Here is a 23,911-nt window from a genome sequence, read left to right as displayed (position 1 = left end):
GGGGCGGGTGGGCGGTCAGCTCCGGCCCGCCGAGCGCTGGGTGCGCCGGGAGACCGAGTCGATGACGACCGCGGCCAGCAGCACCGCGCCCGTGATCATGTACTGGATGGCGGCGGCGATGCCCAGCAGGGCCATGCCGTTGGCGATCGAGCCGATCACCAGCATGCCCAGCAGCGCGGACCACACCGAGCCGCGCCCGCCGAAGAGGCTGGTGCCGCCGATGACGGCCGCGGCGATGGCCTCCATCAGCAGGTTGCCGCTGCCCGCGCCCTGGTTGGCGGCCAGGATGCGGGAGGCGATCATCAGTCCGCCGAAGGCGGCCATGGTGCCCGCGATGGAGAAGACCGAGATGCGCACCAGTTCGACATTGATGCCGGCGCGGCGCGCCGCCTCGGTGTTGCCGCCGAGCGCGAAGACCTTGCGGCCGTAGGAGGTGCGCTTGAGGACGAAGTCCAGCGCCACCAGCACGACCAGGAAGATCAGCAGCGCCAGCGGCATGCCCCGGTACTGGTTGAGCATGTGGGCGGCACCGAAGGCCAGCAGTGCCAGCACCGCGGTGCGCACGATGATCTCGCTGAGCGGGCGGGCGGGGATGCCGGCCGCGGTGCGGCGCCGGGCGCCGGCGAACTGGACGGCGAAGAAGACGCCGACCGCGACCGCCGCGGTGCCGTAGGCGACGGCGATGTCGGTGAAGTAGTGGTTGGACAGGGTGCCGACCAGGCCCTCGCGGTCCAGGTTGATGGTGCCGTCGGTGCCCAGCACCTTCAGCATCAGGCCGTTCCAGGCGAGCAGGCCCGCCAGGGTGACGACGAAGGCGGGGACGCCGATCTTGGCGAAGAAGTAGCCGTGGAAGGCTCCGACCGCGGCGCCGGTGAGCAGCGCCAGGAGGACCGCCAGCCACTCGTTCATCCCGTTGTTGACGGCGAGTACGGCGAAGACGGCGGAGGCCAGGCCGCTGACCGAGCCGACCGACAGGTCGATCTCGCCCAGCAGCAGCACGAAGACGATGCCGACGGAGATCAGGCCGGTGCCGACGATGTAGACCGACAGGTTGGAGAGGTTCTCGGCGGACAGGAAGGCCGAGTCCTGGAACTGGAAGATCGCCCAGATGAGGATCAGGCCGACGACGACGGGGACGGAGCCCAGCTCGCCGGTGCGCATCTTCCGCTTGAAGTCGGTCCAGTAGCCCGCCAGACCCTCCTCGCGCACGAGCAGCCGGGGGTCGACGGCGGGCGTGGCGGCCTGGGCGGCCGCGCCGTTGCCGGAAGCGGGGGCTGCGCCCTCGGGGTTCCCGGAGTTCCCGGAGTTCTTGGAAAGCTTGGTCTCACTCACGGTCGGCTCCCCGCGGTACGCGCCTTGCGGCGGGTCACGGCGTTCTCCGTGGCGCCGGTGATGGCGGAGATGATCTCTTCCTGGGATGTGTTCGCGACGTCGAAGACGCCGTTGTTGCGGCCGAGCCGGAGCACCGCCACCTTGTCGGCGACCGCCTTGACGTCCGCCATGTTGTGGCTGATGAGGATGACGGCCAGGCCGCGTTCGCGCAGCCTCTCGACCAGGTCGAGGACCTGGGCGGTCTGCTCGACGCCGAGGGCCGCGGTGGGCTCGTCGAGGATGACGAGCTTCGGCTCGCCCAGCATCGAGCGGGCGATCGCGACGACCTGCCGCTGGCCGCCGGAGAGGGAGGCGACGGGGATGCGGACGCTGGGGATGCGGATCGACAGGGTGTCGAGCAGCTCCCGGGCGCGGCGCTCCATCTCGATCTCGTCGAGGACGCCGGAGCGCAGGATCTCGCGCCCGAGGAACAGGTTGCCGACCACGTCGAGGTTGTCGCAGAGCGCGAGGTCCTGGTAGACGGTCGCGATGCCCAGCTCCTGGGCGTCGTGCGGCCGGTTGACCTCGACGGCCCGGCCCTGCCACTCGAAGACGCCCTCGTCGGCGGGGCCGACGCCGGCGATCGTCTTCACGAGGGTGGACTTTCCGGCGCCGTTGTCGCCCACCAGGGCGACGACCTCGCCGGCGTGGACCTCCAGATCGACGTCGGTGAGCGCCTGAACGGCACCGAAGCGCTTGGAGATTCCGCGCAACGCCAGTACAGGCGTAGCGGACACGTGAACCAACTCCTAGGAGGAAACGGGGGGTGGGGACCGCACGGTGCCCGCGCCCGGCGGGGTGGAAGGGGGCGCGGGCACCGGTGGGCCGGCGGAGTGCCGGACCGTTACTTCAGACCGGCCTTCTCGCACGCCTCGGCGTACTTGGCCGTGCAGATCTCCTCCACCGTGTAGAGGCCGTCCTTGACGACGGTGTCCTTGAGGTTGTCGACGGTCACCGCGATCGGCTCGATCAGGGTCGCGGGCACGTCCTTGGTGGTCGCGCTGTCGACGGTGGTCTCGGTCTCCGGCTTCTCGCCGCGGGCCAGGGCGACGGCCATCTCGGCGGCGGCGTAGGCCTCGGGCTGGAAGGGCTTGTAGACCGTCATGAACTGGTCGCCGGAGATGATGCGCTGGACGCCCGCCAGTTCGGCGTCCTGGCCGGTGACCGGCGGCAGCGGGTCGACGCCGGCGCTCTTGAGGGCGGTGATGATGCCGCCGGCCATGCCGTCGTTGGCGGAGTAGACGCCGACGATGTTGTCCTTGCCCAGGGAGGCGATGGCGCCGCTCATGTTCTTGTTGGCCTCTTCGGGCTTCCAGCCGGTGGTGTCGTAGGACTTGCCCACCTTGACCTTGCCGTCCAGGACGGACTTGGCGCCCTTCTTGAACATGGCCGCGTTGGGGTCGGTCGGCGACCCGTTCATCATGACGATCTGGCCGTCCTCGGCCTTGTCGCCGAGCTTCTCCAGCAGCGCGGTGCCCTGGACCTTGCCGACCTGCTCGTTGTCGAAGGAGGTGTAGGCGGAGATCGGGCCCTCGGCGAGGCGGTCGTAGGCGACGACCGGGATGCCGGCCTGGTCGGCCTTGTTGACGGAACCGGCGATGGACTTGGCGTCCACCGCGTCCAGGATGATCGCGTCCACCTTCTTGGTGATCATCGAGTTCATCTGCTGCTGCTGCGTCGACGCGTCCTCCTTGGCGTTGACGTAGCTGATCTCGCAGTCGGAGCAGAGCTCCTTGATTCTCTTCTCTATGAGGGGCTTGTCGAAGTTCTCGTAGCGGGCCGTCTGGTCCTCCGGCAGCAGCAGGCCGATGGTCAGCGGGCCGTCCTTCTTCTTGTCGTCGCCGCCCGAGGCGCCGCCTCCGGCTTCCTTGGCGCTGCCGCAGGCGGCGAGCGAGACGGCCATGGCGGTCGCGGCCACGGCCACGGCGGCACGGCGCAGTTGCGTGTTCATACAGAAACCTCCCTGACGAGGCCGCGTCGCTGCGGCCGAGGTGGCAGGAAGTCAACTCGCAGTAACACCTGCCGTCAAGAAGTAAATTCTTAACGAGACCGCAACGATGCCATGCGTGAACAAGGTGAACACAGAGTGGCGGCGAGAGCGCTCTCGCCGCCATGGCACGAGCGCGGAGGTCCCTTTGGTCCCCGTCCGTCCCGTTCCTCTCTTCGCTTGTTTTCCGCGCGCCCGGCCCGCGCCCGGCCGGGGCCCGTCAGGCCCCGGCGGAGGCGGCGACGGCCGGTACGCGCCCGGCGGCCCCGTTCGGCGCCCCGTTCGGCGCACCGTTCAGCGAGCCGTTCAGCGAGCCGTCCAGCAGCGTGGAGTCGCCCATCTCGCTCAGCACCAGCGCCAGCGCGCCCAGCACCTCCGCGCGGCCGCCCAGCGCGCCGGGCACCACCGTCAGCTGCCGGGCCGCGCTGGGGATGGCGTACCGGGAGACCGAGTCGCGGATCGGGCCGAGCACCAGCTCGCCGGCCTCGGCCAGATCGCCGCCGAGCACGACCCGGCTGGGATTGAGCAGGTTGCACAGGTTGGCGACGCCGCTGCCCACGTGGCGCCCGACGTCGGCTACCACCCGGCGGCAGCCCAGGTCGCCGGAACGGGCGAGCCTGACCATCTCGGGCATGGTCAGGTCGGGCCCGTGGCTGGAGTGCAGCAGCGGCAGGACGTAGCGGGCCGCGGTGAACGTCTCCAGGCAGCCGCGGTTGCCGCACCGGCACACCGGGCCGGACTCGTCCAGCGTGATGTGGCCGATCTCGCCCGCGGTGCCGCCGGGGCCCCGGTAGATCTGGCCGTCGATCACCAGGCCCGCGCCGACGCCGCTGGCGACCTTGATGTACGCCAGGTCCCGCGCGCCGCGCCCGCTGCCCCACACCAGTTCGCCCAGCGCGCCGAGGTTGGCGTCGTTGTCGACGTGGACCTCCACGCCGAGCCGGGAGGACAGCTCCTCGCGCGGGTTGGTCCCGGCCCAGCCCGGCAGGATGGTGCTGGAGCCCAGCACGCCGGTCTCGACGTCGATCGGGCCGGGGACGCCCAGGCCCAGCCCGATGACCTTCTCGCGGCGGAAGCCGGTCACCTCGATCAGCCGCTCCACCAGCCGTTCGGCCCGGTCGAAGCCCTGGGAGGCGGAGGCGTCCACGTCGATGGGCTCGGACTCCTCGGCGAGCACCTGGTGGGCCAGGTTGCCGACGGCCACGCGCAGGTGGGAGTGGCCGAAGTCGACGCCGACGACGATCCCGGCGTCCCCCGACAGCGAGACGCTGCGGGCCCGGCGCCCTCCGGCGGAGGTCGGGGTGACCTCGACCGTGCCGTTGTCCTTGAGCTCCCGGACGATGTTGGAGACCGTCGCGGCCGACAGCCCCGTGGTCCGCGCGATCTCCGCCTGGGTGAGCGAGCCCGCGATGCGCACGGCTCGTACCACCCGCTCCAGATTGGCCCGGTGCAGAGAGGACTGCGACCCCGGAGTCTCCACGACTCATCCACTCCCGCCTCGACGGGCGGCTCGACGACCTGCCCGTGGGCCGCACCACGCCGACGGGGTGCGGCTTGTCTCCAACACGTGAACCATAAGGACAGCCTGAAGCGTTCTCTCCCGTCAAGACCTTGAGCGGAGTGGGCGCTCGGATGTTGCCCGCGCACGGACGGTGACGGTCCGCGCACGCGAAAGCCCCGGGGCGGCCACCGGTGTGCGGTGGCCGCCCCGGGGCGGGTGGCGGGAGGGGCGGGCCTACTTCAGCGCGCCGGCGGTCAGTCCCGCCTGCACCTGCCGCTGGAAGACGACGTAGACGACGAGGATGGGCAGCACGGCCAGGGTCAGGCCGGCGAAGAGCCCTCCCCAGTTGCCGCGGTAGCCGGTCTGGGCCGCCAGGTTGGCCAGGCCCTGGGTGAGCACGTACTTGTCGGCGTCGCCCACGTGCACCACCTGGGGGATGAGGTACTGGTTCCACTGGCCCAGGAAGTTGAAGATCCCCACGCTTATCAGGCCGGGCTTGGCCATCGGCAGCATGACCTGGAAGAAGATCCGGCTGTGCGAGGCGCCGTCGATCTCGGCGGCCTCCGCGATGGAGGAGGGCAGGGTGCGGAAGAAGGCCGACATGAAGAAGACGGTGAACGGCAGCGAGTAGGCGATGTAGACCAGGATCAGGCCGTGGTAGGTGTCCAGCAGCGCGAAGTTCTTCATCACGAAGAACAGCGGCACCAGGGCGACGATGATCGGGAACGCCATGCCGCCGACGAACAGGAAGTACACCAGCCGGTTGCCGGGGAAGTCGTAGCGGGCCAGGACGTAGGCCACCATCGAGCCCAGCAGCATGGTGCCGACCACCGAACCGCCCACCACGATCACCGAGTTGATCGTGTACTGGCCGATGTTCGCCTGGTTCCAGGCGAAGGACCAGTTCTCCCAGTTCAGCTTTGAAGGCAGCGACCAGGGGTCCTCCAGGATGGCGCCGGAGGACTTGAAGGAGTTCATCACCGCCCACAGCAGGGGCCCGGCGGCCATCACGGCCCACAGCACCAGGAAGGCGTGCGAGAAGGCGTTGAGGGTGCGCCCCTCCGTGCCGCCGCCCCCGTCCCGCCCGGCGCCCCGGCCGGGCGCGTTCGCGGGCCGCTGCGGGCCGGCTGTGCCCTTGGTGAGGGCTACGGCGGTCTCCTCGGGCTCCCCCGGCCTGAGGGAGGGCGACGGTTCGGCAGTGGTCATGGCTGGTTCTCCCGCTGGCCTGTCAGAACTCGATCCGGTCCTTGCTGCGCCCGAACGCCATCGCCGCCACGGAGAAGACCATGGTGACGATCAGCAGGGCGACGGCGACGGCGGTCGCGTAGCCGGCCTGTCCGTCCTGGAACGCCTTGTTGTAGAGGTAGACCGGCGCGACGATGGTCGAGTAGGCGGGACCGCCCGCGTTCACCGTCAGGATGTGCACCACGGCGAAGGCGTCGAGCGCCATGATGCCCATGTACACCCAGCCGGTCTGCACGGTGTCGCGCATCAGCGGCAGGGTGACGCGGAAGAACGTGGTCGTCCGGCCGGCGCCGTCCAGCAGTGTCGCCTCGTAGATCTCGCGGGGGATGGAGCCCATCGCCGCGGAGAACAGGACGACGTAGAAGCCGACGTTCGCCCACACCATCACGACCACGACGCACCAGAAGGCCAGCCGGGGGTCGCCGAGCCAGCTCTGCTGCCACTCCCCCAAGCCGACGGCCGACAGTATGCCGTTGAGCAGGCCGCCGGCGGGGTTGAAGATGTACTTCCACAGCACCACGACGATCGCGATCGACAGCGCCTGCGGGAAGAAGTAGACGATCTTGTAGAAGCGCGAGCCGCGCACCCCCGCCACGGCCTCGCCCCGCCGGTGCCGGCCGCCGACGTTGAGCATGAAGGCGAAGAACAGGCCCAGTCCGAGGGTGACGACGGGCAGGACCAGCAGCAGCAGGACGTTGTGCCACAGCGCCTTGCGGAAGATCTCGTCCTCCATCAGGCGGCTGAAGTTGTCCAGTCCGACGAAGGCGAAGTCGCTGCTCAGGCCCGTCCAGTCGGTCAGCGAGTAGTAGAACGTCTGGAAGAAGGGCGACACGACCAGGACGCCGTAGAGCACCAGGGGCACCGCGAGGAAGCCGGCGATGAACCGGTACTTCAGATAGGTCCGGTGGTGGGGGGAGACACGCCGCTCCCCGCGGCCCGCGCCGGACCTTCCCGGCGGGGGCTCCGCTTGCTTGGTGGCCTCGGCAACCGCCGGGCTGTCACTGGCCATGCCGCCCTCGTCCCATCTCCGCCTTCCGGCTGTTCCGGTTCTTCCGGCTGCTCCGCCCCTGCCGGGTCCGCGCCGGGGCCTTCCCCCGCGCGGACCCGGCAGGGGTCCGGCTCACGCGTGCTTGTACTTCCTGACGGAGTCGTCCTTGGCCGTCCGGTCGGCGTACTCCTGGCACTTGTTCATGGCCTCGGCGGGCTTCATCCGGCCGGCCAGCAGTTCGGCGAGCACCGAGCCGATCTGCTCCTTGTGGAGGGTCTGGTACCAGTCGAAGATGCGCGGGTTGACCACGTTGTCCCCGGCGTCCTTGAGCGCCTGGCTGGAGGAGGCCAGCCCGGGGGACATCTTCATGCCGTCGGTGGCGCCGGCCACGCAGGTCAGCGACTTCACCAGCCTGGAGAAGTTCTGCGCCGACTCCTTGCTCAGCATGATCCGCAGCAGTTCCATGCCGCCGGCCGGGTTCTTGGCCTGGGCGGGCACTATGAACGGCTCGCCGGCCTGCGCCCACAGGGTGCCGAAGGGCATCTTGTCGGAGTCGTCCAGTCCGGTGACCGCGCCGCAGGCCATGTCGAAGTCGGCGGGCGTGGTGTCGGCGGCCTCGTTCTCCACCCAGGAGCCGTTGGGGATGAAGATGCACTTGCCCTTGGTCCACTGGGTCTGGGACTGGATGTGGTCCAGGCCGGGGGTGCCCCGCAGGATGTAGCCCTTGGCGGACAGCTCGTGGTAGGCCTCGAAGGCGCTCTTGACCGCGTCGTGCTTCCAGGCGCCCGGCTCCAGGTTGTCGATGGCGTCCAGGACCTCCCGGCCGCCGATCTTCCCGATGAACGGGTAGAGGGTGAAGGGGATGTAGTACGGGTGCTGGCCGGCGTACGTCCAGCCCGCGATGCCCTTCTTCTTGGCCTTGGCGCACAGGGCGAGCATCTCGTCCCAGGTCCTGGGGTACTCCCAGTCGTTGTCGGCCAGCAGCTTCTTCGAGTACCACTGGCCGTAGACGGTGTAGGCGTAGTTCAGGCGCCAGACCTTCTCGTCGCCGTACTGGCCCATCTCGATGGTGCCCGGCAGGAGGGTGTCGCGGACCTTGGTGTCCGGGTCGTCGATGGAGGGGGCGTCCAACAGGGGGGTCAGCTCGGCGAGCTGGTCCTTGGCGATCAGGGTGGCCGCGTCCATCTGCTCGGCGCCGGAGTTGTCGATGAGGTCGGGCGGGTTGCCGCCGACCATTCTGGGCTGGAGGACCGAGCGGATCTTCTGGGTGGCGGTGAGCTCGACCTTGCCGTAGCTCTTCTCGTAGATCTTCGCGGCGTCCTTGCCGTACTGGGTGCCGAAGCCACCGTCGAAGATGACGAAGTCCAGGCCGGCGTCCTTGTTGACGCCCAGCGGGTTGTCCTTGGTCTTCTGGCCCTTGGCGACCTCGTTGTCGCTGCCGCCGTCGCTGGTGGCGCAGGCGGAGAGCGCGCTCATGGCGGGGACGGCGATCAGGCCGGCCGCGGTGGCCCGCTTGATCAGATCACGACGGTTGACATCGGTGGATCCCATGCTCAAGTCCTCGCCTTCTGTAAAGGACTCCGGCGGTGTGCCGGAACTACCGGACACCGCTTGCGAGTTGAAGCTGAGTTGTGCGGGATGTAACGCCGGTTGCACGAAGCCGCGCCGGGCCTTGTCCGTGCCCTTCCTCCTCGGGAGCCACGACTTTCGAGCCTTCGTCTTCTCATATGACCGCTCGGACGCCGACAGGTATAGTCCACTCTCCTTCCGGGGGGCAAGATCGGTGCGCGTTCGGGTGCCAGTCTTTCCCGAGTTGAGACCTCCGGGAAACGCGGCGGGGCCGTACCTCCCACCATGGGAGGTACGGCCCCGCCGTCACCGCTTGAACGCCGCCGTCCGGACCGCCGCCCGCCGCCCGGTCACCCGGACGGCGGACAGTGGCCTCTCGGACGCGTGTCAACCGCGGATCACCCTCGGCTCACTTGCGGATCAGCGAGCGCAGCACGTACTGCATGATGCCGCCGTTGCGGTAGTAGTCCGCCTCGCCGGGGGTGTCGATGCGCACCGTGGCGTCGAACTCCACACCGGTGTCGGTGGTCACCTTCACCGTCCGCGGGATGCCGCCCTCGTTCAGCGCGGTGATGCCGCTGACGGAGAAGGTCTCCTCACCCGTCAGGCCCAGCGACTCGGCCGACTGCCCCTCGGGGAACTGCAGCGGCAGCACGCCCATGCCGATCAGGTTCGAGCGGTGGATGCGCTCGTAGCTCTCGGCGATGACGGCCTTGACGCCCAGCAGCGCGGTGCCCTTGGCCGCCCAGTCGCGCGAGGAGCCCGAACCGTACTCCTTGCCCGCCAGGACGACCAGCGGGATGCCGGCGGCCTGGTAGTTCTGGGAGGCGTCGTAGATGAAGGAGACCGGCCCGCCGTCCTGGGTGAAGTCGCGGGTGTAGCCGCCCTCGGTGCCCGGCGCGATCTGGTTGCGCAGGCGGATGTTGGCGAAGGTGCCGCGGATCATGACCTCGTGGTTGCCGCGGCGCGAGCCGTAGGAGTTGAAGTCGCGGCGCTCCACGCCGTGCTCGGTGAGGTACTTGCCGGCCGGGGTGTCGGCCTTGATGGCGCCCGCCGGGGAGATGTGGTCGGTGGTGACCGAGTCGCCCAGCTTGGCCAGGACGCGGGCGCCGGAGATGTCCTGCACCGGCTCCGGGTCCATGCCCATGCCCTCGAAGTACGGGGGCTTGCGCACGTAGGTGGACTGCGGGTCCCACTCGAAGGTGTCGCCGGTGGGCACCGGCAGCGCCTGCCACTGAGCGTCGCCCGCGAAGACGTCCTGGTAGGAGGTGGAGAACATGTCCTCGCCGATGGCGGAGGCGACGACGTCGTTGACCTCCTGCTCGGAGGGCCACACGTCCTTCAGGAAGACCGGGTTGCCGTCCTTGTCGGTGCCCAGCGGCTCACGGGTGATGTCCACCTTCATCGAGCCCGCGATGGCGTACGCGACGACCAGCGGCGGGGACGCCAGGTAGTTCATCTTGACGTCGGGGTTGATGCGGCCCTCGAAGTTGCGGTTGCCCGAGAGCACCGAGGTCACGGCCAGGTCGTTGTCGTTGACGGCCTTGGAGACCTCCTCCGGCAGCGGGCCGGAGTTGCCGATGCAGGTGGTGCAGCCGTAGCCGACGAGGTTGAAGCCCAGCTTGTCCAGGTAGGGGGTGAGCCCGGCGCGGTCGTAGTAGTCCATGACGACCTTGGAGCCCGGGGCCAGGGTGGTCTTGACCCACGGCTTGCGGGTCAGGCCCTTCTCCACCGCCTTCTTGGCCACCAGGGCGGCGGCGACCATGACGTAGGGGTTGGAGGTGTTGGTGCAGGAGGTGATCGCGGCGACGGTGACGGCGCCGTGGTCGATCTCGTAGGTCGAGCCGTCGGGGGCGGTGACGGTGACCGGGTTGGACGGCGCGTCGTCGGCCGGGCCGTCGGTGTGCTGCGGCGCGCCCGAGCCGTTCTCCTGGTGGCCGTAGGCCGGGGCGTCGGAGGCCGGGAAGGACTCGGCGCTCGCCTCGTCCACCGGGGAGGCCACGCCCTTGGGCTGCTCCTGCGCGGGGACGCCCGGCTTGCGGTCCTCGCCGCCGGTGACGCCGGCGGAGACGTAGTTGCGCACGTCCCTGCGGAACTGCTCGGCGGCCTCGGCCAGGACGATGCGGTCCTGCGGGCGCTTGGGGCCGGCGATGGAGGGCACGACCGTGGAGAGGTCCAGCTCCAGCTTCTCGGAGAAGTCCGGCTCGGCGGCCGGGTCCAGCCACAGGCCCTGCTCCTTGGCGTACGCCTCGACCAGCGCGATCTGCTGCTCGGAGCGGCCGGTCAGGCGCAGGTAGTTCAGGGTCTCGCCGTCGATGGGGAAGATCGCGGCGGTGGAGCCGAACTCCGGCGACATGTTGCCGATGGTGGCGCGGTTGGCCAGCGAGGTGGCGGCCACGCCCTCGCCGTAGAACTCCACGAACTTGCCGACCACACCGTGCTCGCGGAGCATCTCGGTGATGGTCAGCACCAGGTCGGTGGCGGTGGTGCCGGCGGGCAGCTCGCCGGTCAGCTTGAAGCCGACCACGCGCGGGATGAGCATGGAGACCGGCTGGCCCAGCATCGCGGCCTCGGCCTCGATGCCGCCGACGCCCCAGCCCAGCACGCCCAGGCCGTTGACCATGGTGGTGTGCGAGTCGGTGCCGACCAGGGTGTCGGGGTAGGCCTGGCCGTTCCGGACCATGACGGTGCGGGCCAGGTGCTCGATGTTCACCTGGTGGACGATTCCGGTGCCGGGGGGCACGACCTTGAACTCGTCGAAGGCGGTCTGGCCCCAGCGCAGGAACTGGTAGCGCTCGCGGTTGCGGCCGTACTCCAGCTCCACGTTCTGCGCGAAGGACTCCGGGGTGCCGAACTTGTCGGCGATGACGGAGTGGTCGATGACCAGCTCGGCCGGGGCGAGCGGGTTGATCTTCGACGGGTCGCCGCCGAGCTCCTTGACGGCCTCGCGCATGGTGGCCAGGTCCACCACGCAGGGCACGCCGGTGAAGTCCTGCATGATCACGCGGGCCGGCGTGAACTGGATCTCCTGGCTGGGCTGGGCCTGGGAGTCCCAGCCGCCCAGGGCCCGGATGTGGTCGGCGGTGATGTTCGCGCCGTCCTCGGTGCGGAGGAGGTTCTCCAGGAGGACCTTCAGGCTGTACGGCAGCCGGGCGGAGCCCTCGACCTTGTCCAGCCGGAAGATCTCGTACGACTCGTCGCCCACCTGCAGCGTGCTGCGGGCGTCGAAGCTGTTCGCCGACACGACAGTCTCCTTCAAGTGCATGGGTTCGCGCGTACCACCGCGATCCTGCCGCCCCGGGCCCCGACCGCTTCGCTCAGGCTCACCTAAGTGGAGGGTCGCCCGGCGAAGCCTCGGTGGACGCGGCGGCGGTACGTCTCTCGGTAGATATCTCGATGTCGAGATAACTCTAGTACATGGCCGCTCCACGGTCATGCCCCACCTCGCCCCGGGTACCCGTACACACTCGTCCAAGCACCGACGCGGGGACGGGGCGGACATGCGCTTGCCCGATAAAAGGGTGAAAGTAGGAAGAAAAACAGGAACACACTCAAGCCCCGGATGTTGACATCTCATATCTGAGATAACATCCAACGCATGACCGACGACTACCTCATGCGCATCGGCAAGCTCATCCGTGACGCCCGCCAGCACCGCGGCTGGACCCAGGCCCAGCTGGCGGAGGCACTGGCCACCAGCCAGAGCGCGGTCAACCGCATCGAACGCGGCAACCAAAACATCAGTCTTGAGATGATCGCCCGTATCGGTGAAGCCCTGGACAGTGAGATCGTCTCACTGGGCTACTCCGGCCCGATGCATCTGCGGGTCGTCGGAGGCCGCCGCCTGTCCGGCGCCATCGACGTCAAGACCAGCAAGAACGCCTGCGTCGCCCTGCTGTGCGCCTCCCTGCTGAACTCCGGCCGCACCGTGCTGCGCCGGGTCGCCCGGATCGAGGAGGTCTACCGGATCCTGGAGGTGCTCGGCTCCATCGGGGTGCGCACCCGCTGGATCAACGACGGCGCCGACCTGGAGATCGTCCCGCCGGCCGAGCTGGACCTGGACGGAATCGACGCCGACGCCGCCCGCCGCACCCGCAGCATCATCATGTTCCTCGGTCCCCTGCTGCACCGCATGGACCACTTCCGCATCCCCTACGCCGGCGGCTGCGACCTGGGCACCCGCACCGTGCAGCCGCACATGAGCGCGCTGCGGCACTTCGGCCTGGAGGTCACCGCGACCGAGGGCACCTACCACTCGGTGGTGGACCGCTCGGTGCGCCCCACCCGCCCCATCGTGCTGACCGAGCGCGGGGACACCGTCACCGAGAACGCCCTGCTGGCCGCCGCCCGGCACGACGGCACCACCGTCATCCGCAACGCCTCCTCCAACTACATGGTCCAGGACCTGTGCTTCTTCCTGGAGGAGCTGGGCGTGCGGGTGGAGGGGGTCGGGACCACCACGCTGACCGTCCACGGCGTCCCCGGCATCGACCGCGACGTGGACTACTCCCCCTCCGAGGACCCGGTGGAGGCGATGAGCCTGCTGGCCGCCGCCGTGGTCACCGAGTCGGAACTGACGGTGCGGCGGGTGCCGATCGAGTTCCTGGAGATCGAGCTGGCCGTGCTGGAGGAGATGGGCCTGGACCACGACCGCGGCGCGGAGTACCGCGCCGACAACGGCCGTACCCGCCTGGTCGACCTCACCGTGCGGCCCTCCAAGCTGGAGGCGCCGATCGACAAGATCCACCCGATGCCGTTCCCCGGCATCAACATCGACAACGTGCCCTTCTTCGCGGCCATCGCCGCCAGCGCCCAGGGCAAGACCCTCATCCACGACTGGGTCTACGACAACCGCGCCATCTACCTGACCGACCTCAACCGGCTCGGCGGCCGCCTCCAGCTCCTGGACCCCCACCGCGTCCTGGTCGAGGGCCCCACCCGCTGGCGGGCCGCCGAGATGATGTGCCCGCCCGCCCTGCGCCCGGCCGTGGTCGTGCTGCTGGCGATGATGGCGGCCGAGGGCACCTCGGTGCTGCGCAACGTCTACGTCATCAACCGCGGTTACGAGGACCTGGCCGAGCGGCTGAACTCGGTGGGCGCGCGCATCGACATCTTCCGCGACATCTGACGGCCGGATGCCGCCGCGGCCCTTGCCGGCCCGCGACGCGCTGTGATGCGGCGGGCCGGGAAGGGCCGCGGCGGCAGGACCGGCAGGACCGGCCGGGCTCAACCGGACCGGGAGGCGGAGACGGCGCAGGCCGCGGACAGCAGCTGGGCGTCGAGCAGGCCGGCGTCCGCGAGCCGAGTGCCCCTGGAGTACGCCCCGAGGATGGCCTTGGCCAGCGGAAGCGCCTCGGGCGGGCGGCGGAGCAGCGGCCTGACCCAGGCCTCGACGGCCGCGTCGAGTTCACCGGCCGGCACCACCTTGTGGAGGATGGACATCTCCTGTGCCGTCTCGGCTCCGAACGGGGCGCAGGTGAGGAGGAGTTCGCGGATCCTGGCGGTTCCGGCCTCGCTGAGCAGCCGGGGCAGGACACCGCCCCACACCGGTGCCACGCCCAGGGCGACCTCGGGCAGCCGGAACCGGGTGGTGTCCGCTCCGGCCCGCAGGTCGCAGAAGACGGTGAGGGCGAGGCCGGCGCCGATGACCTTGCCGTGGACTTGGGCGATGGTGATCGCGGTGGTGGTGTCCAGGGCTTCGCACACGCGCCGGGCCTTGTCGGCGATCACACGGAGTCCACTCCCGGTGGGGTCCGCCTCCAGGGAGGTGGCGAACTCCTCCCGGTCGGCGCCCAGGCAGAAGTGCTCCCCCGCCCCGGAGAGCACCAGTACCCGGATCTCGGGGCGGTCGCCGACCGCGCCGAGGACGGCGAGGAGTTCGTCGAGGGTGGCGGCGGTGAGGGTGTTGCCGGTCTCCGGGCTGTCCAGGCGGACGTGCAGGACGGGTCCGTCCTGGCTGACGTGGAGCGTCTTGTACCGGTTTTCCATCGGGGTGGTCACGGGCACCTCATGGCAGGGCGACGGGCAGGGTGAGCATGCGGCGGAAGGCGACCCGCGGGGCCCACTGGGGCTCGCGGGCGATGACGAGGGCGGGGAAACGTTCCAGCAGAGCGGTCAGCAGGGTCGTGGCCTCCAGGCGGGCCAGGGGCGCGCCGAGGCAGTAGTGGATGCCCCCGCTGAAACTCAGGTGGGCCGCCTTGCGGCGGACGTCGAAGGTGTCGGGGTCGGGGCAGTGGGCGGGATCGCGGTTGGCGGCGCCGATCATGAGGTGCACCATCTGGTCCGCGCGGATGTCGACGCCGGCGACGGTGAGGTCCTTGCGCGCGATGCGGCTGGCGACGTGGGTGGGTGCGTCGTACCGCAGCGCCTCCTCGACCGCCGCGGGTACCCGCTCGGGGTGGCCGCGCAGCCATTCCCACTGCCGCGGGCGCTCCAGGAGGAGCCGGACCATGGTGGCCAGCAGGGTGGAGGTCGTCTCGAGCGCGGCCAGGAGGACGAACAAGGTGGTGTGGTAGACGGCTTCGTCGGCGGCCTCCCGGTCGGGCTCGATCCCGTCCCAGGCCCGGATCCAGGCCGAGACCGGGTCGGAGCCGGGTCTGGCGCGGCGCTCGCGGACCAGTGCGGTGAAGTAGCCGCGCAGCTGCGCCGTCGCCGCGTCGGACAGCGCGAGCTGGCTGGCGGAGGGGAGGAGTTCCTGGGCGAAGACCTGGTCGTGGGTGAGGTCGCGCAGCAGGGGGTAGTCGCCGGCCGGCAGGCCGAGCCACCGGCCGACGGTCATGACGGGCAGTTCCTCGGCGACCAGGGGCACGAAGTCCGCCTCTCCACCGGTGAGGTGTTCGGCGAACCGGTCGAGGAGACCGCCGGTGATCTCGGCGACCGGGCGCCGCAGCCCCTCCAGTGATCTGCGGTCGAGCCCGCCGCTGGTCACCCGGCGCACCCGGGTGTGGTCGGGCGGGTTGAGCGCGGGCAGGGTCTTGCTCATCTCCTGGGAGGACACCGCGCTCCACCGCGTCGCCTCTCCCTGGGCGGCACGCCACCGGGCGTCGGGGACGTGCCAGTCCCTGCTGCGCAGGATCCGGTCGGCCAGGTCGAACGAGGTGACCAGGTGTCCTCCCCACGGGGCCGGGATGATGCCCCCCATCGCCCGGAGTTCCGCGTAGTAGGGGTAGGGGTCCCTCTGGCCCGCTGCGGTCCGCAGGCGGGATATGAGGGCTGCGGCGGAACGCCGGTCGGTGGAGGGGGCTGTCGCGGATCCCACGCGGGGCACTCCTTCTTGACGGTCAGTCGGGAAGACCTGCCGTCCCTACCCGTGCGACAGAATGACTATGCGAATATCCCTCCGTCACATGCTGTTATGTAGATCACGCTCCGGTGAGCCACTTGAGGAAGGAACTCCACCGCGTGGCCTTCGCATGGGACTGCGACACGGGGGACGCGGCATGGTGAGCGGGCTCCGCGGCCGGCGCCGAAGCCTGCCGCGGACGGGCCTGGGACTGCCGGGCCGACGGCGGGGCGGGGGTGAAGTGGACGGGCAGGGTGGTGAGCGTTCTGCTCCAGGGCGTCGGCTGCCAGGTCAGGCGGTCGAAGTCGATGCCCAGGGAGATGTCGGGCAGACGGGTGAGCACCCTCTCGATCGCCCTGGTCCCGATCAGGTTGGCGGGGTCCTTGGCGGGGCACACGTGGGGGCCCGCGCCGAACGCGAGGTAGGCCCGCCCCCTGAGGGCGTAGCGGTCCTCGGTCACGGCGGGGTCGGTGTTGGCGGCCGCGAAGCTGATCACCACGGGGTCGTCGGCCCGCAGGACCCTGCCGTCGAGCTCCACGTCCTGCACGGGGTAGTGCACGGCGTAGTTGGCGATGGGGGCGTACTTCCACAGCACTTCGTTGACGGCGTCCTCGACCAGCACCTGGGTGCCCGTGTACCGGTCGTCGCCGAGCATCAGGGCGATGCCCGTGCTGATGAGGGAGGTCAGCGGTGCGGTGCCTCCCGACAGCAGCGTGACGAGCTGGTTGACCATCTCGTCGTCGTTGAGGCCCGCGGGGTGCTTGAGCATCTGGGATGTCACGTCGGCGCCCGGTGACCGCCGCTTGAGGGTGACCAGCCTGTGCAGGGCCTGCCCGAGGATCTGGTTGGCCTGCTCGGCGTCGGATCCGCCCTCGAATATGCCGGAGACGCCGAAGACGATGTCGTCGCCGATGTCGGGCGGACACCCGAAGAGTTCGCTGAAGACCAGCAGGGGCAGCTGCTGGGCGTAGTCGGTCACGAGGTCGGCCCTGCGGCCGCGGCCGCTGATCTGGTCGATGAGGTAGTCGGCGACCTGTTCCACGTGACGCCCCAGCTGATGGGGGTCCACGGTGTCCAGGCCGTCGGTCACCACCTGCCGCAGCCGCGCGTGGTCGGCTCCGTCGGAGAACAGGGCGTTGGGCCGGTAGCCCATCATGGGCAGGGCCGGGCTGTCGGCCGGTACGCGGCCCTCGTTGAGGGCACGCCAGCGGCGTGCGTCCCGGACGAACGTGTCGGGGTGCTGCAGGATGTGCAGCGCGGCCGCGTAACTCGTCACCAGTTCCGCTTCGACGCCGGGCGCCATCTCCACGGGCGCACTGGCCCCGAACTGCCTCAGGTGGTCGTAGTAGCTGTCGGGGTCGGTCCCGAACTCGGGTGTGTACAGGGGGACTCTGCCGTGGGCAGGGCAGCCGGGCGGGGGCTGCCGGTAGTCCGATCGGTGCTGCACGGGGGGCTCCTAGTCGGTGCGGGAGAGGAGATACTCCACGAAAGTGATCAGAGTGTTGGCCGAGGATGCCTGGTCCCGGACGTCGCAGGGGACCACAGGTACGTCGTCGGGCAGGTTGAGCGCCTCGCGGACCTCTTCGGCGGCGTAGGAGGGGGATCCGTCGAAGCGGTTCACCCCGACCGCGCACGGCAGTCCGTACTGCTCCACGAGGTCCAGGACCGGGAAGGACTCGCCCAGCCGCTCCGGGTCGACCAGCAGCAGCGCGCCCAGGGCCCCGATCGAGAGGTCCTCCCACAGTTGCTGGAAGCGCTGCTGCCCGGGGGTTCCGAACAGGTACAGGACCAGTTCCTCGCTGAGGGTGAGGCGGCCGAAGTCCAGGGCGACCGTGGTCGTCGTCTTGTCCGGCGTACCGGCGAGGTCGTCCACGCCGGCGCTGGCCTCCGTGATCAGTTCCTCGGTGCGCAGCGGCTCGATCTCGGAGATGCTGCCGACGAAGGTGGTCTTGCCGACACCGAAGTGACCGACGACCAGGATCTTCACCGTCGTCCGGACGGACCGGCCCAGGTGGACCGGCCCACGGTCAGGCGAATCGAGCACGGAGGCCATGCAGTACATCCTCGAGAAGTTGTCTGGGGACGCGCTCGGCGCTCGGCACCGGAGCACGGGTCAGGATCATTCCGTTTTCGGCCAGTTCGGCGAGCAGCCCACGCACGATCCCCAGGGGGAGGTTGAGGTACCCGGCGATCTCGACGACCGAGAGGTAGCCGCCCATGCACAGTTCCAGCACACTGCGGCTCTCCGGGGACACCACCCACCTGTCGGAGGCGTCATCGGCGGCCGTGATCAGCGTCGTCACCGAGAACTCCCGCTCGGAGGGAATCTCACGGCCGCCCGTGATGACATAGGGACGTACTAATCTTCCGGTCGGCTCGAAGGCCGGGTCTTCAGTACTCACGTTCCATCAGCCATCTCGCGAGGCGGGGCGGTCATCTCTTCACCGAGGCTCTGCACGAGCTGGTGCATGCGGAAGGTGATCCCTTCCATGTCGACGTCCGTCGAGGCCGAGACGGCCAGGTACGCCCCGCTGCCGGCCGCCACGAGGAACAGCCATCCGTGGTCGAACTCGACCACCGTCTGGCGCCACTGCGACTCCCCCTCGGGGCCCACGAAGCCCGCCGTGGAGCGGCTGATCGACTGCAGGGCGCTCATCGCCGCGGCCGTCCTGTCGGCCAGATCGGGGTGAAGGGCCTCGGTCATGCCTCGCTTGAGTCCGTCGGCCGAGACGAGCAGCGCGTGCCGCGCGCCGGGCACCTTCAGGATGTTCGCGAGCATCCATGACAGGTCTTCCTGCATCAAGACTCCTGCCCTTCCTGATTCGTCACGGGGAGCTGTCGCCCTGTCCGCGTGCCTCTCTGCAGCGCCGCCATCCTGGCGGCGGCGGACTCCACGTTCTGCCCGGGCTGCCTGCCGGCCTCCGCGGAGGTGGTGTGCACGAGGGCGATGGGAGCCTTGCGTTCGCCCCTCTTGGGCAGGCCGTTGGCGGTGCGGTCGCCGGAGGGGTTCTGCGGGGCAGGGGCGTTCTGCGGGGTGGCTGCCATGGCCGGTGTACTCCTCCGCTCGGTGTACTCCGTCGTCAGGAGCCCCTCGGGAATGCGCACGATCGCCCGCGCACCGCCGAAGGGAGAGGTGGTGCTGACGTCCACGGCGAAGCCGAAGCGGCGCGCCAGTTCGGCCACCACGGGGAACCCGAACTGCGGAGGGTTGCCGAGTTCGGACAGACCGGGCCGGTACTCGCCCGAGAAGAGCTCCGCGGCCTTCTGCTTCCTCTCCGGGCTCAGGCCCGGGCCGGCGTCGTCGATGACGATGCACAGCCCCTGGTGGACGGGCTGGAGGTTCACCTCGATCGTGCTCTCGGGGCGCGAGTAGCTCGCGGCGTTGGCGAGCAGCTCGGCGACGGCCAGGGCGACACCGTCCACCGCGGCGGGGACGATGGCGAAGTTGCTCTGGGAGCGGATCTGGACCCGGTCGAAGGGACCGATCTGGCCCTGGGCACTGCGGATCACGTCGTGGACCGACGCGGGCTCCCTTCGCCGCCCGGGGAATCCGCCGCACAGGATCGTGATGCCCAGGGCGCGACGGGCGAACTGGGCGTTGGCACGGTCCACCTCCAGCAGTGACTGCAGGATCTTGTGGCCGCCGTACTCCTGTTCCAGCCGGTCCAGCATGAGTTGCTGCTCGCCGGCGAGGAGACGGAGGGTCTGCATGGCGGACTTGAGGACCGCGGAGATCTTTCCGTCGGTGACCTCCCTGACCTCCCTGGCGGCCTCTTCGGCGTTCTCCTCGGCCCTGGCCAGTCGTGCCCGCGTTTCCGCCAGACCCCTCTCCAGCTCCCCGATACGGTTGTTCTTCAGCGTTAAATCACTGGCCAATTGCCGGGCGCGCCGTCTGCTCAGAAGGAGTACGGCCGTGGCGACAAGCGCCACAGCAGCAAGAACCCAGAAGACTGGGTCCGTGAAGTAATGTGCCATGAGCTCTCTTCGTTTAACGAGGGGCCATGAGTGAAACCGCGCTTCGCTCGTATCGCAGGAAACGCAGAAGCGCACCGGCACGCCGCGATCCCCCCGCCGCGCCCGCTGCGTGCTCAGCACCGCCAAGCGTAGCCGCTGCGGATCCGGTCGTTCCGCACCGTCAGGAACTTGCTCTCACAGCACACTTGGCGGCCTGGGTCCGGCGATCAAGGCGCTGGTGAGCAAGCGCGTCGATCTTAGCACCGCGCATCCTGACGCCGTTTTTGCAAAGTCGGGCCATTTCGCTATCGCGGGCATATTTCCCTCTCGTTCACCTTTTGGGCGTTTTGTTTCTCCGCTCACCCGGCGAGGGCGAAACCGAGCACCGCACGGCCGACGGCATCGCTTTTCAGGTGGAATTCACAGAGGATCCCCCGGGCCTTCATGCGGGCATACGGGCATACGGGTAAAAGCACGCTTGACGCGGGAACGGCCCTCTCGGCGAGAGGGCCGTTCTCCTCCTTCCCGAGCCGGGGCCCGGCTCGGCCGCGGTCGGCACGGGAAGCCGCGCCGCCCGGCGCTTCACCGATCGGCCTGCGGGGGGGCGGGGGCGAGGTCACGCCCGGGAACGGCCCCCGAGGACGACCGTCCGCTCGTCGGAGCCGGTGCCCGCGGCCTCGCCGGACCGCTCCCCCCGGCGGAACTCCCGCGGGCTGACGCCGCGTTCCCGCTTGAACGCGGTGCTCAGGGCGAAGGGGCCCGAGTAGCCCACCCGCCGGGCGACGCCTGCGACGGACAGCTCGGGGTCGCGCAGCAGTTCGGCGGCGAGCGTCAGCCGCCACCCGGTCAGGTAGGACATCGGCGGCTCGCCGACGAGTTCGGTGAAGCGGCGGGCCAGCACCGCCCGGGAGACCCCGGCGGCGGAGGCGAGCGAGGCGACCGTCCACGGCTGGCCGGGCCGCTCGTGCAGCAGCCTCAGGGCCTGCCCCACCACCGGGTCGCCCTGGGCCCGGAACCAGGGCGGCGCGCCGGTGCCGGGCTCCGCCAGCCAGGAGCGCAGAACGTCGATGAGCAGCAGGTCGAGCAGCCGGTCCAGGACCACCTCCTGGCCGATCTCCTCCTTGTCCACCTCGGCGGCCAGCATGCCGATCAGCGGGGTGCGAACGGCCGAGGCGGGGCGGAGAAGCAGGGCGGGCAGGCCGTCGAGCAGTCTGCGCCCGACCTCGCCGGGCGCCTGGTAGGTGCCGCTGAGCATCACGGTCGACCCCGCGCGGTGCGGCTGGCCCCAGGTGCGCACCCCCAGGGACATCGCCTCGGTGAGGTCCTCCCCCTCGGTGGTGCCGCAGCGCTGCCCGGGGCCGACCGTGATGCCCGGCAGTGTGGCCGGGTCGTCGGCGAGCGTGTACGGGTCGGGCCCGCGCAGGACCGCCACGTCCCCGGCGGCCAGCCGCGCCGGCTCGCCGCCCTCGCGCAGCACCCACGCCGAGCCGTGCAGCACGGTGACCAGCGACAGGGGCGCGCGGTCCTCGACGCGCAGCCCCCACGGCGGATTGAACACCGACTTCAGCAGGAAGGCGCCCCTGGCCCGGGGGCTCCCCAGCAGTCCGCCGATCGTGTCCACAGCTCTCGTCCCCCCGCCCCTCGGTCAGACGTCCCAGACCCCGGTGGCCGCGGTCTCCTCGACGTACCGCGAGAAGTCCTTGGGCTCCCGCCCGAGCACCTCGCGGACGCCGTGCACCACACTGGCGTTGCGGCCGTCGGTGATGAGGGTGAAGAGGTCCGCGAACTCCTCCGGCGCGCCCGCCTTCCGCAGCATCGCACGGTAGTCGTCGGCGCCGACCGGGGTGTAGGTGATGGTCCGGCCGGTGGCCGCCGACAGTTCGCGGGCCACGTCGTGGAAACTCAGCGGCCGGGGGCCGGACAGCTCGTAGGTCTTGCCGATGTGCCGGTCGTCGGTGAGGACGGCGACCACGACGTCGGCGATGTCGTCGGCGTCGACGAACGGCTCGACGGCGTCCCCGGCGGGCAGCGCCAGCTCACCCGAGCGGACCGGGTCGAGGAAGAAGTCCTCGCTGAAGTTCTGGTTGAACCAGTCGGCCCGCACGACGGTCCAGTCGCAGCCGGAGGCCTTGAGCGCCTCCTCGCTGGCGACCGCGCCCTCCTCGCCCCGGCCGGAGAGCAGCACCAGGCGGCGCACCCCCCGTTCGACGGCGAATGCCGCGAACCGCCCGACGTTTTCCTTCGCCCCCGGGAAAGCGAGGTCGGGGTAGTAGGTCACATAGGCGGCGCGGGCCCCCTCCAGCGCGGCCTGCCAGGTGTTCTCGTCCTCCCAGACGAAGGGGGTCCCGCTGCTGCGGGAGACGGGCCGCGCGGGGCGGCCGAGCGCCCGGAGGCGGTCGACCACCCGCCGTCCGGTCTTGCCGGTGCCGCCGACGACGAGGATGGGCGCGGTGTCCTGTCCTTGAGTGCTCATGGCCTCATTGAAGTCCGCGCCCGGCGGACGCTCCATGGCTCTCGGGCTCATGTTCATACGCGATCGTCTCGGCCCGCGGGTGCGGGCAGGCGGGCGCGGCCGCCCCGACGGGGTTCACGCGGCGAGGGCGGCGGCCACGAGGACGAAGCCGCACGGTGAGGGTGTGCCGTCCGCCGCGCCGGTGCCCGGCGCGGCAAGCAGCGCACCCGAAGTCGATCAGCGCTCCGACGCGAAGCGCACGAACCGGGTCCAGCCCTCGCGGCCGACCTTGAATGCGGGGCGGGCCAGATCCTTGGAGTCCCGTACGTGGACGGCCTGTCCGTCGATGGCGACCTCCACGCAGCTGTCGCCCTGGGTGCCGCTGTAGCTGGACTTGAACCAGTCGAGTTCCGTCGTCTTCACAGCTCTCCTCGGAGTCGCTCCAACAGGTCCCGGGATTCCATGGGGTTGAGGGCCTGCGAGCGCAGTGTTTCATAGCGCTGACAGAGCAGCCGCATCTCTTTTCGGTCCGAGATCAGCCGTCCGTTCTGCTGCCCTTCGGAGTAGCCGAGCCACCGCCCCTCCGGGGTCTCCAGGATCTGCAGAGGTCCGTCCAGGCAGCCGTGGAACTCCAGCCACAACGGCACCACTTGAAACGTCACGTTGCGCGGTGCGGTGAGTTCGAGCACGTGGTCCAGCATGCTCGCCTGCACCTGCGGTCCGCCCAGCCCGCGCCGGAGAACCGCCTCCTCCACGATGAAGCTGAACGGCACGGTCGGCCGCTCCCGCATCATCCTCTGCCGGTCCATCCGTGCGGCGACCTGGGCTTCCGCCTGCTCATCGGTCAGCAGCGGGATGCTGTTGTCGAACACCGCCCGCGCGTACGCCTCCGACTGCAACAGCCCCGGCACCAGCCGGCACTCGTAGGTCGACAGGCTCGCCGCCTTCCGTTCCAGCCTCGCCCACTGCCGGAACCACGCGGCGAGGCCCACCTCACCCCGCGTGAGGTGGCGGGCGGCCTTGCGCAGGGCGCCGGTGTTGCCGAGGGCGAGCTCCGCGCGTTCCACGAACGCCCGGTCCGGCATACGGCGTCCCAGCTCCACCGAGGCCACCGTGTGCTTGGAGTACCGCACCCAGGTGCCGAGTTCGGCGCGGCTCAGGCCCGCGTGCTCGCGCAGCGCCTGAACGACCGCGCCGAAGGTGCGCATGCTGTCCGAGGGGTGCGGCTCCCTGTCCCACTCCCTCTCCGGGTCCGACCGCTCATCGTCGTTTGCGGCCTCCCGCGCGGCCTCGTCCCCGTCGCCGGTCCCGGCTCCGGCCTCGTCCCCGGCCCCGACTTCGCCCTCGACTTCGAACCCGACCCCGGCCCTGTCGACGTTGTCCATCCGCCGCCCTCTCCGCTTGCTCCATGCTGAGTGCCTGGACCGCGACGGCTACCAAAAGCACTCGTGGCCAACACTCAGCGTGACGGAACGCCTCCTGCGCCGTCCACCGAAGTGCTCGTACGCTCACCCCGCGTACGCGATCCCACACTCGTTCACGCCCTCCGCGCGCCCCCACCT

Annotated in this window: 20 protein-coding genes; 1 reads left to right on the top strand and 19 read right to left on the bottom strand. The window is 70.1% G+C overall.

Going from position 1 to position 23,911, the window contains the following annotated elements; all coding sequences use genetic code 11:
- Positions 1-15: 15 nt before the first annotated feature.
- The 8 genes from L7D48_RS09030 to L7D48_RS08995 all read right to left on the bottom strand — a co-directional run bounded on the left by L7D48_RS09030 (position 16) and on the right by L7D48_RS08995 (position 11,905).
- Positions 16-1,332 (bottom strand): sugar ABC transporter permease, encoded by a 1,317-nt coding sequence (locus tag L7D48_RS09030; protein WP_237878449.1) that lies wholly within the window; start codon positions 1,330-1,332, stop codon positions 16-18.
- A complete protein-coding gene (locus tag L7D48_RS09025) occupies positions 1,329-2,117 on the bottom strand; it encodes an ATP-binding cassette domain-containing protein (protein ID WP_237878448.1) in 789 nt (262 codons plus the stop codon). Before L7D48_RS09025 ends, L7D48_RS09030 begins: the two co-directional genes overlap by 4 nt.
- Positions 2,118-2,215: 98 nt before the next feature.
- Positions 2,216-3,322, bottom strand: a complete 1,107-nt coding sequence (locus L7D48_RS09020; RefSeq protein ID WP_237878447.1) for a sugar ABC transporter substrate-binding protein — start codon at positions 3,320-3,322, stop codon at positions 2,216-2,218.
- A gap of 256 nt (positions 3,323-3,578) precedes the next feature.
- The gene (locus tag L7D48_RS09015) at positions 3,579-4,838 is read right to left on the bottom strand and encodes an ROK family transcriptional regulator (RefSeq protein WP_237878446.1); all 1,260 of its coding nucleotides are present in this window, start codon (positions 4,836-4,838) and stop codon (positions 3,579-3,581) included.
- A 255-nt stretch (positions 4,839-5,093) separates the two neighbouring features.
- Positions 5,094-6,065, bottom strand: coding sequence for a carbohydrate ABC transporter permease (locus tag L7D48_RS09010; protein ID WP_237878445.1), 972 nt, complete (start codon positions 6,063-6,065; stop codon positions 5,094-5,096).
- A gap of 22 nt (positions 6,066-6,087) precedes the next feature.
- On the bottom strand, positions 6,088-7,113 hold the full coding sequence (locus L7D48_RS09005; protein WP_237878444.1) for a carbohydrate ABC transporter permease: 1,026 nt from the start codon (positions 7,111-7,113) through the stop codon (positions 6,088-6,090).
- 111 nt (positions 7,114-7,224) lie between these two features.
- Complete coding sequence (gene ngcE / locus L7D48_RS09000; RefSeq protein ID WP_237878443.1) at positions 7,225-8,643, bottom strand: N-acetylglucosamine/diacetylchitobiose ABC transporter substrate-binding protein; 1,419 nt, start codon at positions 8,641-8,643, stop codon at positions 7,225-7,227.
- Between the two features lie 427 nt (positions 8,644-9,070).
- Complete coding sequence (locus L7D48_RS08995; RefSeq protein ID WP_308312264.1) at positions 9,071-11,905, bottom strand: aconitate hydratase; 2,835 nt, start codon at positions 11,903-11,905, stop codon at positions 9,071-9,073.
- Between the two features lie 354 nt (positions 11,906-12,259).
- Between L7D48_RS08995 and L7D48_RS08990 the strand changes: the two genes are divergently transcribed.
- Positions 12,260-13,789, top strand: coding sequence for a UDP-N-acetylglucosamine 1-carboxyvinyltransferase (locus L7D48_RS08990; protein WP_237878441.1), 1,530 nt, complete (start codon positions 12,260-12,262; stop codon positions 13,787-13,789).
- A gap of 98 nt (positions 13,790-13,887) precedes the next feature.
- On the opposite strand, the gene L7D48_RS08985 is transcribed toward L7D48_RS08990, so the two are convergent.
- The 11 genes from L7D48_RS08985 to L7D48_RS08935 form a co-directional block, all read right to left on the bottom strand.
- Positions 13,888-14,649: an enoyl-CoA hydratase/isomerase family protein gene (locus tag L7D48_RS08985; RefSeq protein ID WP_237878451.1), complete on the bottom strand. Its 762-nt coding sequence runs from the start codon at positions 14,647-14,649 to the stop codon at positions 13,888-13,890.
- Positions 14,650-14,668: 19 nt separating this feature from the next.
- Complete coding sequence (locus tag L7D48_RS08980; RefSeq protein ID WP_237878440.1) at positions 14,669-15,919, bottom strand: cytochrome P450; 1,251 nt, start codon at positions 15,917-15,919, stop codon at positions 14,669-14,671.
- A gap of 103 nt (positions 15,920-16,022) precedes the next feature.
- Positions 16,023-17,390 carry a cytochrome P450 gene (locus L7D48_RS08975; protein WP_237878439.1) on the bottom strand — a complete coding sequence of 456 codons (1,368 nt, stop codon included), beginning with the start codon at positions 17,388-17,390 and terminating at the stop codon, positions 16,023-16,025.
- A 9-nt stretch (positions 17,391-17,399) separates the two neighbouring features.
- Positions 17,400-17,987: an ATP/GTP-binding protein gene (locus L7D48_RS08970; protein WP_374491752.1), complete on the bottom strand. Its 588-nt coding sequence runs from the start codon at positions 17,985-17,987 to the stop codon at positions 17,400-17,402.
- Positions 17,971-18,345 carry a DUF742 domain-containing protein gene (locus tag L7D48_RS08965; RefSeq protein WP_237878437.1) on the bottom strand — a complete coding sequence of 125 codons (375 nt, stop codon included), beginning with the start codon at positions 18,343-18,345 and terminating at the stop codon, positions 17,971-17,973. The genes L7D48_RS08970 and L7D48_RS08965 overlap by 17 nt, the downstream gene beginning before the upstream one ends.
- A complete protein-coding gene (locus tag L7D48_RS08960) occupies positions 18,342-18,743 on the bottom strand; it encodes a roadblock/LC7 domain-containing protein (RefSeq protein ID WP_237878436.1) in 402 nt (133 codons plus the stop codon). The genes L7D48_RS08965 and L7D48_RS08960 overlap by 4 nt, the downstream gene beginning before the upstream one ends.
- Positions 18,743-19,819 (bottom strand): ATP-binding protein, encoded by a 1,077-nt coding sequence (locus tag L7D48_RS08955; RefSeq protein ID WP_237878435.1) that lies wholly within the window; start codon positions 19,817-19,819, stop codon positions 18,743-18,745. The genes L7D48_RS08960 and L7D48_RS08955 overlap by 1 nt, the downstream gene beginning before the upstream one ends.
- A 694-nt stretch (positions 19,820-20,513) precedes the next feature.
- Positions 20,514-21,518 (bottom strand): AraC family transcriptional regulator, encoded by a 1,005-nt coding sequence (locus tag L7D48_RS08950; RefSeq protein WP_237878434.1) that lies wholly within the window; start codon positions 21,516-21,518, stop codon positions 20,514-20,516.
- A gap of 24 nt (positions 21,519-21,542) precedes the next feature.
- Positions 21,543-22,370, bottom strand: coding sequence for an NAD(P)H-binding protein (locus L7D48_RS08945; RefSeq protein WP_237878433.1), 828 nt, complete (start codon positions 22,368-22,370; stop codon positions 21,543-21,545).
- Between the two features lie 216 nt (positions 22,371-22,586).
- Positions 22,587-22,772 carry a DUF397 domain-containing protein gene (locus tag L7D48_RS08940; protein ID WP_237878432.1) on the bottom strand — a complete coding sequence of 62 codons (186 nt, stop codon included), beginning with the start codon at positions 22,770-22,772 and terminating at the stop codon, positions 22,587-22,589.
- Entirely contained in the window at positions 22,769-23,557 is a 789-nt protein-coding gene (locus L7D48_RS08935; RefSeq protein WP_237878450.1) for a helix-turn-helix transcriptional regulator, read from the bottom strand. Before L7D48_RS08935 ends, L7D48_RS08940 begins: the two co-directional genes overlap by 4 nt.
- Positions 23,558-23,911 lie beyond the last annotated feature (354 nt).

It is taken from the genome of Streptomyces sp. ICN903, from assembly GCF_022015835.1.
GTDB lineage: Bacteria > Actinomycetota > Actinomycetes > Streptomycetales > Streptomycetaceae > Streptomyces > Streptomyces fenghuangensis.
The sequence above is the reverse complement of the archived record's forward strand: the minus strand, read 5'-3'. Positions and strand labels throughout refer to the sequence as shown.

Excerpts from the sequence above, each read along its gene's own strand:
- L7D48_RS09020 (WP_237878447.1), bottom strand. The coding sequence starts at position 3,322 with ATGAACACGCAACTGCGCCGTGCCGCCGTGGCCGTGGCCGCGACCGCC.
- L7D48_RS08990 (WP_237878441.1), top strand. The coding sequence starts at position 12,260 with ATGACCGACGACTACCTCATGCGCATCGGCAAGCTCATCCGTGACGCC.
- L7D48_RS08945 (WP_237878433.1), bottom strand. The coding sequence starts at position 22,370 with ATGAGCACTCAAGGACAGGACACCGCGCCCATCCTCGTCGTCGGCGGC.
- L7D48_RS09005 (WP_237878444.1), bottom strand. The coding sequence starts at position 7,113 with ATGGCCAGTGACAGCCCGGCGGTTGCCGAGGCCACCAAGCAAGCGGAG.
- L7D48_RS08935 (WP_237878450.1), bottom strand. The coding sequence starts at position 23,557 with ATGCGCACCTTCGGCGCGGTCGTTCAGGCGCTGCGCGAGCACGCGGGC.
- L7D48_RS09010 (WP_237878445.1), bottom strand. The coding sequence starts at position 6,065 with ATGACCACTGCCGAACCGTCGCCCTCCCTCAGGCCGGGGGAGCCCGAG.
- ngcE (WP_237878443.1), bottom strand. The coding sequence starts at position 8,643 with ATGGGATCCACCGATGTCAACCGTCGTGATCTGATCAAGCGGGCCACC.
- L7D48_RS08960 (WP_237878436.1), bottom strand. The coding sequence starts at position 18,743 with ATGCAGGAAGACCTGTCATGGATGCTCGCGAACATCCTGAAGGTGCCC.
- L7D48_RS08985 (WP_237878451.1), bottom strand. The coding sequence starts at position 14,649 with ATGGAAAACCGGTACAAGACGCTCCACGTCAGCCAGGACGGACCCGTC.